Origin of the sequence: Thomasclavelia sp., assembly GCF_017889095.1 — a bacterium.
Lineage (GTDB): Bacteria > Bacillota_I > Bacilli_A > Erysipelotrichales > Coprobacillaceae > Thomasclavelia.
The window spans coordinates 1-7,243 of record NZ_JAGHEW010000189.1 but is presented as its reverse complement, the minus strand read 5'-3'; the positions used below and the strand labels follow the sequence as shown (position 1 = coordinate 7,243).

Annotated in this window: 7 protein-coding genes, 1 pseudogene and 1 other annotated feature; of the genes and pseudogenes, 7 read left to right on the top strand and 1 reads right to left on the bottom strand. The window is 30.4% G+C overall.

Going from position 1 to position 7,243, the window contains the following annotated elements:
* The 3 genes from J7M77_RS08135 to J7M77_RS08125 form a co-directional block, all read left to right on the top strand.
* Positions 1 to 336, top strand: a 336-nt coding sequence (locus tag J7M77_RS08135; RefSeq protein WP_296877335.1) for a CatA-like O-acetyltransferase, incomplete at its 5' end; no start/stop codon positions are given.
* Between the two features lie 197 nt (positions 337 to 533).
* A complete protein-coding gene (locus tag J7M77_RS08130) occupies positions 534 to 1,700 on the top strand; it encodes a DUF4825 domain-containing protein (RefSeq protein WP_296877334.1) in 1,167 nt (388 codons plus the stop codon).
* Positions 1,701 to 1,713: 13 nt separating this feature from the next.
* On the top strand, positions 1,714 to 2,133 hold the full coding sequence (locus tag J7M77_RS08125; protein ID WP_296877333.1) for a DUF3788 domain-containing protein: 420 nt from the start codon (positions 1,714 to 1,716) through the stop codon (positions 2,131 to 2,133).
* A 23-nt stretch (positions 2,134 to 2,156) separates the two neighbouring features.
* On the opposite strand, the gene J7M77_RS08120 is transcribed toward J7M77_RS08125, so the two are convergent.
* A complete protein-coding gene (locus tag J7M77_RS08120; protein WP_296877332.1) occupies positions 2,157 to 3,635 on the bottom strand; it encodes a family 1 glycosylhydrolase in 1,479 nt (492 codons plus the stop codon).
* A gap of 453 nt (positions 3,636 to 4,088) precedes the next feature.
* Positions 4,089 to 4,320: a binding site (T-box leader), on the top strand.
* A gap of 36 nt (positions 4,321 to 4,356) precedes the next feature.
* On the opposite strand from J7M77_RS08120, the gene J7M77_RS08115 reads away from it, so the two are divergent.
* From J7M77_RS08115 to J7M77_RS08100, 4 genes and pseudogenes are all read left to right on the top strand, one after another.
* Complete coding sequence (locus tag J7M77_RS08115; protein ID WP_296877331.1) at positions 4,357 to 5,361, top strand: methionine ABC transporter ATP-binding protein; 1,005 nt, start codon at positions 4,357 to 4,359, stop codon at positions 5,359 to 5,361.
* Positions 5,361 to 6,026 (top strand): methionine ABC transporter permease, encoded by a 666-nt coding sequence (locus J7M77_RS08110; RefSeq protein ID WP_296877330.1) that lies wholly within the window; start codon positions 5,361 to 5,363, stop codon positions 6,024 to 6,026. Before J7M77_RS08115 ends, J7M77_RS08110 begins: the two co-directional genes overlap by 1 nt.
* 9 nt (positions 6,027 to 6,035) lie before the next feature.
* Positions 6,036 to 6,851 (top strand): MetQ/NlpA family ABC transporter substrate-binding protein, encoded by an 816-nt coding sequence (locus tag J7M77_RS08105; protein WP_296877329.1) that lies wholly within the window; start codon positions 6,036 to 6,038, stop codon positions 6,849 to 6,851.
* A 97-nt stretch (positions 6,852 to 6,948) separates the two neighbouring features.
* Positions 6,949 to 7,243: pseudogene (locus J7M77_RS08100) on the top strand (NAD(P)H-dependent oxidoreductase); the annotation flags it as partial.

Here is a 7,243-nt window from a genome sequence, read left to right as displayed (position 1 = left end):
GTCGTTAATGTACCAATGATCGATGATTTAAAAGAATATTGTAAATTGGCTTCAAAAATCGCAAATGAACAAAAAGAATATTTTACTGGTCCATTAGGAAATGATGTGTTTCAATGTTCTTCAATTCCATGGATAACCTATACCCATATATCTCATACAAACTCAGGGAAGAAAGATAATGCCACACCACTTTTTGATTGGGGGAAATATTATAAAAAGGATGGAAAAATACTAATTCCTATATCTGTACAAGCTCACCATTCTTTTGTTGATGGATTGCATATTGGGCAGTTTGCTAGGAAGCTGCAAAAGTATTTTGATGAATGTAAGATTTAAAAGGTAATGGAAAATAATTTTAAATATTTCTAGTATTTTTATTAAAACAACATTTCCATAAGGCTAACTGTGGTAATCAGCTACACTTTTATAAAAAAGAAATGAATTTAACCTAGAAAATATCAAACTCTACTTCTAGTTCGTGTTAAAAATTTCTTTTACATTATAAAATTAAAATGCAAAGGAGATGAAAAAATATGAATCAAGAAAAAATAGGTAAATTTATTGCTGAAAATAGAAAATTAAAAAAGATGACTCAGGTAGAACTGGCAGAAAAGTTAGGTGTGTCTGATCGTTCGGTATCCAAATGGGAAAATGGCAAATGTATGATGGATTTATCATTATTTGAACCGTTATGTAAAGAATTGGATATTAGTATTAATGAATTATTATCAGGTGAAAGAATCAGTAAAGAAGAGTATCAAGAAAAACTGGAAGAAAATATTGTTAATACAATTGATTATTCAAAAAAGGAAATTGAAAAGGAAAAAATCAAGAAATCATATATTATTATGATTATTGGTGCGATAATTGGATTCTCAGCGTTTATCGTGTTTGATTCCGAAAGTAGCTGGGGATCAATTTATTCGATTATTGGAATAGTTATATTTGTAACTGGTTTATTTAAAGTAATAAAAGTGCAAAATATTTATAAAAGATTAGGTATTGTATTTTTAACGTTTATAGTTATATTGACGATTTTTTATGTTGTTGACATGATCAGTGTTATTTCATTTAAGCGACCACCAATATATCGTTATATGGTAGTAACAGAGTTTAACGAATCAAAATTAATAACTTACCATAGTTTGTTTTATAATGTCTATAGAATAAATGCTGATAGTGAAAATGAATATTATATTGTTGATTTGAAAAAAGAATATAACTCAAATACAGTTCCAATTAGTCCTTTTAATCGCGATAAAAGTGGAATTGATAATATTATAAAATACCAAAATAAATATCTTGGCAATAATAGTAATACTGGTAATCTGATTACTAATTTGCCACTATCAAATTACGGTTATGTTTTTGAAATAGATAGTGAAAATTATGGATTGATAATCAATTATAATACAACTGACTGGTACAATAATGATGATATGTATATCGAACGTTCACTTATTTATAATTCCGTTGCTATTTTTATGCTGATCGATAATTTAAAAACAATTACTTTTAATTTTAGTGGTAGCCAATATATAATAGAAAGAGAAGTGATTGAAAATAATTATCCTAACTATAATCAAATTATTCATGATGGTAAAATAGATAAAGATAAATTCAATCATGATGTTGAAAATAAAATGAATGATATTGAATTTGTTAAGGAGATATCCGGTTTATTAAATAAAACTAACTAGAGGAGAAAATAAGATGTTAAAAGAGATACCAGATGATTTAAAGATGATTGAATTATTAGGACTGCCTTTGTTTGAAGTCTGGCAAAAGCTATGTTTTGCAATCAATCAAAAGTATGATATGGAACAAATCTGGAATACTGGCGGTAAAAAATGGGTTTATGAATATAAATATCGTCGTGGTGGTAAAACGTTATGTGCACTATATGCTCGAAAAAAATGTCTTGGTTTTATGATCATTTTTGGTAAAGATGAAAGAGCAAAGTTTGAAGCTAGACGTGATAATTACTCTAAGGAAATTCAAAAAATCTATGATGAAGCCAAAACTTATCGAGATGGCAAATGGGTCATGTTTGAACCAACTGATACACTATGGTTTCCAGAGCTTATCAGTTTATTAGAAATTAAAAGAAGACCAAATCAAAAACGGATATAAAAAGCTTATATCCGTTTTACTATTTAATCTAAATCTTCACCATTAGATTCAAATACTTTTTTCATATAATAGAAAGATTTTTTCTTTGATCTTGATAAATCACCGTTACCTTCATCATCCATATCGACATAGATGAAACCATAACGTTTACGCATTTCACCAGTACCGGCAGAAACAACATCAATGAAGCCCCAAGGTGTAAATCCAATTAAATCAACACCATCAATATCAACTGCTTTTTTCATTTCTTTGATGTGTTCGCGCATGTAATCGATTCGATAATCATCGTTGATTGATCCATCAGCTTCAACAGTATCTAAAGCTCCTAAACCATTTTCAACGATCATCATTGGTTTTTGATAACGGTCATAAATTTCATTTAAACAAACACGTAAACCAATTGGGTCAATTGGCCAACCCCATTGTGATTCTTTTAAGTATGGATTTTTTAATCCTTCTACCTGGTTACCACTAGATTTTTGACCATCAACTTCATGACCAGCGATTGGATGTGAATTATAATAAGAGAATGAATAATAATCAACAACACCTTCTTTTAAGATTTCATCGTCACCAGGTTCTTTTTTGATTACGATCCCATTTCTTTCTAATTCTTTAATCTTATAAGCTGGATAATATCCTCGCATCTGTACGTCACCATAGAACCATTTCATGGCATGACTAGCTTCAATTTCAGCCATGGCATCAGCAGGGTGACAAGAATATGGATAAGTTCCACCATGAGCGATCATTAATCCAATTTTATTATCAGGATCAATTTCATGACCGATTTTGACTGCTTTGGCACTTCCGACAAACAAATTCCATCTAGCTTGTTCACGATTTTGAGCGTTAGAAATATGATCATGAACACCATTCATCATAAAGTTGGCATTGATATTGATTTCATTGATTGTTAGCCAATATTTAACCAATCCTTTATAACGAGTAAATAAAGTCCGGGCATAGTTTTCAAAAGCATCAACAGTATGACGACTAACCCAACCATCATATTCATTAGCTAAATGCAATGGACAGTCAAAATGATAAATTGTAACTAATGGTTCAATACCATATTTACGACATTCTTTGAAAACATCTTCATAGAATTTTAATCCTTCTTCATTAGGTTTTTCATCGTCACCATTTGGAAAAATACGTGTCCAGTTAATTGATAAACGATAGCATTTTAAGCCCATTTCGGCAAATAAAGCAATATCTTCTTTCCAATGATGATAGAAATCAGTAGCTACGTGACTTGGATAATATACGCCTTCTTTAACAATAGCTTTGGCCCCGGCAGGAATATCTTCTTTAGTTGTAAATTTCTTTTCGCTGCCATCAGGCATTTTAGCGATAATATAACGAGGAATCCCGTTAATTCCATCACCACCAGTAATAGTGTCAGCAACAGCTAAACCTTTACCACCAGATAAATATCCTCCTTCATATTGATTAGCGGCAGTAGCACCGCCCCATAAAAATCCTTCTTTAAATCCCATTTAAAAAACCTCCTTTTGTGATAGTTCAATGTTACAATAACTTAAATGTAATTGCTTGTTTTTTTCAAAATAAAAAAATATTTTAATCAACATATCGTAAATTACCGATATGTTGATTATTTATAAATATCTACTTAAAGATAGTATCAATAATATTTAGGAAAGATTTAAAATATGGACATTTTTAAATCAATTGATTTCAATAGATAATTTTATATTATTGTAGTTTTGATCTTTAAATATGATATTTACAAACAAATAATTGATAGTAATTATTTGTTGTTTATATTATTTAATTTATAATCAAATAGTTCAATACGATTAGTAAAAAGTGGAGTTTTTATGCACTAAAATTTAAAAAAAGATGATAATTGCTGATAAAGTTGATGCAAAAGAATAAAACTTTAATAAATATTTTACTTGACATAAAAAAATTATTAGGTTAAGATGTTTGTAACAACGATGAAAAGAAGAGTAGTTTAGCTAAATTTAATAGAGAGTCCTTGGGTGGTGGAAAAGGATAAAGGCGGTTAAATGAAGATGGTCTTGGAGTTTTGTAGGCGATATTTAGTCTATGACGGTCGCGTGCCCGTTATCGCACTAGAGTATGATGGTACTCGAAGAGGTTATTATCGTGAGGTAATAATGAAATAAGGTGGTAACACGGGTAATGCTCGTCCTTTGGTAAGGATGAGTTTTTTATTTTATAAGGAGGAAAACAATGATTGAAATAAAACATGTAAGCAAAACTTTTCATCTAAAAGATAAAGAAGTTAAAGCCGTAGATGATGTTACTTTAACGATTAATACTGGTGATATTTTTGGTATCATCGGTTATAGTGGAGCTGGTAAATCAACTTTAGTAAGATTGATTAATCAATTAGAAATGCAAGATAGTGGCGAAATTTTAATTGATGGTCAAGATATTGGTCGCTTATCTAATCAGGAATTACGTAAAATGCGAACTAAAATTGGAATGATCTTCCAACATTTCAATTTATTATGGTCACGGACAGTTAGTGAAAATATTGAACTAGCTTTAGAAATTGCCGGAAACAAAGATAAACTGTTTAGACAAAGGAAAGTGCAAGAGCTAATTGAATTAGTAGGTTTACAAGGACGGGAAGATGCTTATCCTAGTGAATTATCTGGCGGGCAGAAACAGCGAATTGGTATTGCCAGAGCTTTAGCTAATGATCCAAAGATCTTGTTATGTGATGAGGCAACTAGTGCGCTTGATCCGGAAACTACGCAGTCAATTTTAGATTTATTAGTTGAAATTAATCGTAAATTACAAATAACGATTGTTATGATCACACATCAAATGGAAGTAGTTCAAAAAATTTGTAATCAAATAGCGATAATGTCCAAAGGAAAAATTGTAGAAACAGGCAGTGTTAAAAATCTTTTTATGCACCCGCAAAACGAGATCACTAAAAGTTTTGTCCAAAAAGTAGAACATCCTCAAAGATTTGATACTGTAATGTTAAAACAGATTTATCCTGAAGGAGAGCTGTTGAAAATTGTCTTTGATGAAAACATTAGTCGTTTACCGATACTAACTAAAGTAATTCGTCAAAGTAAGGCAGATATTAATGTAATTGAAGCTAATTTAAGTAATACCATTGATAGTTCTTTTGGGGTAATGGTTTTACAAGTAATTGGTGATAAACAAGAAGTGGTTGATTTGTTTACTAACTATCAGGCCAATGTGGAGGTGATATAATGCAAAGTATTTTAGAGAATATTAATGTTGATCAAATGATTGAAGCTTTAAAAGAAACGCTATTTATGACGGGGGTTTCTTTACTGGTAGCAGTGATCGTAGGATTAATTTTAGGAATTTTGATTTATTTGACCCAAAGTGATGGATTATATCCTAATATTATTGTCAATAAAGGATTAAACTGGATTGTTAATTTATTACGGGCGATTCCTTTTATTATCTTATTGATCTTATTAATTCCTTTTACTAAAGCAATTGTTGGTTCAATGTTAGGAGCTAAGGCTGCTTTACCATCATTGATTTTATCAAGTGCACCGTTTTATGGTCGGATGGTAATGATTGCTTTAAATGAAGTTGATAAAGGAACAATTGAAGCTAGTAAAGCGATGGGAGCAAGTAATTATCAAATTGTAACAAAAGTTTTAATTCCGGAAGCTAAGCCCGCTTTAATTTCTTCAATTTCGGTAATGGGAATTTCATTAATCGGTTATACGGCAATGGCTGGTGCCATTGGAGCTGGGGGATTAGGTAATTTAGCTTATTTATATGGATTTGTTCGTCAAAATAACTATGTTACCTACACAGCAACGATATTAATATTAATTATAGTCTTCATCATCCAGTTTATTGGGGATTATGCAGTTAAAAAAATAGATAAAAGGTAGGGAAAGAAAATGAAAAAACTATTAACAATTATTACATCTTTATTATTAGTGATTGGCTTAACAGCTTGTGGTAGCAAAAGCGATGAAAATACGTTAACAGTTGCGGCTACATCAAAACCACATGGTGATATCTTAGAAGAAGCAAAAACGATTTTAAAAGACGACTATGATATTAATCTAGAAATCAAGATCTTAGATGATTATTATATTTTTAATCGTTCATTAGATAATGGTGATGTCGATGCCAATTATTTCCAGCACGTACCATTTTTTGAAGAAGATGTAGAAAAAAACGGTTATGATATTGTTAATGCCGGTGGTATTCACATTGAACCATTTGGTTTCTATTCTAAAACGATTAAAGACGTTAGTGAATTAAAAGCTAATGATACAATCGTAATTTCTAATTCAGTTGCCGATCACGGTCGAATTTTATCAATCTTGCAAAGTGCTGGAGTGATTGAATTAAAAGACGATGTTAAAATCCAAAATGCTACTATTGAAGATATTAAAGCTAATCCTTTAAATTTACAGTTTGAAGAAATCAAACCAGAATTGCTAACAACAGCTTATCAAAACAACGAAGGAGCATTAGTGGCAATCAATGGAAATTATGCTATCGATGCTGGATTAAATCCAACTAAAGATGCAATTATTTTAGAATCAGCTGATGAAAAAAATCCATACGTAAATATTGTTGCTTGTCGAAGTGAAGATAAAGATAGCGAAAAGATCAAAGCTTTAGTGGAAGTATTAAAATCTAACAAGATTAAAGAATTTATTAAAACAACATATAGTGATGGTTCAGTTATCCCAGTTGAATAAAAAAGCAGTTTTCTGCTTTTTTATTTTAATCTTAATTTTTATTAAGTTTACTTGATAATTAATAAATTATGTTAAAATAAAGAAAAAGGGGGAAAAGATGATGCTGGTATTAAGTGACAAGGATTTAAAAATAACTGATTTAAAAGAGCTTGAATTGATTGATTTATCTAAAATGAAAATTAGTAACTGTATCGGCTGTTTTAATTGCTGGATCAAAACACCGGGTAAATGCGTTATTCGTGATGATGCAATCAGGATTTATCCCAAGATTGCTTTTAACGATCAAATTATTATTGTTAGCAAAGTAAAATATGGCTGTTATGATACTGTCATGAAAACGATGTTAGAACGTACTTTGCCTACTCAACAGCCATTTATTCGTTTGCTTGACC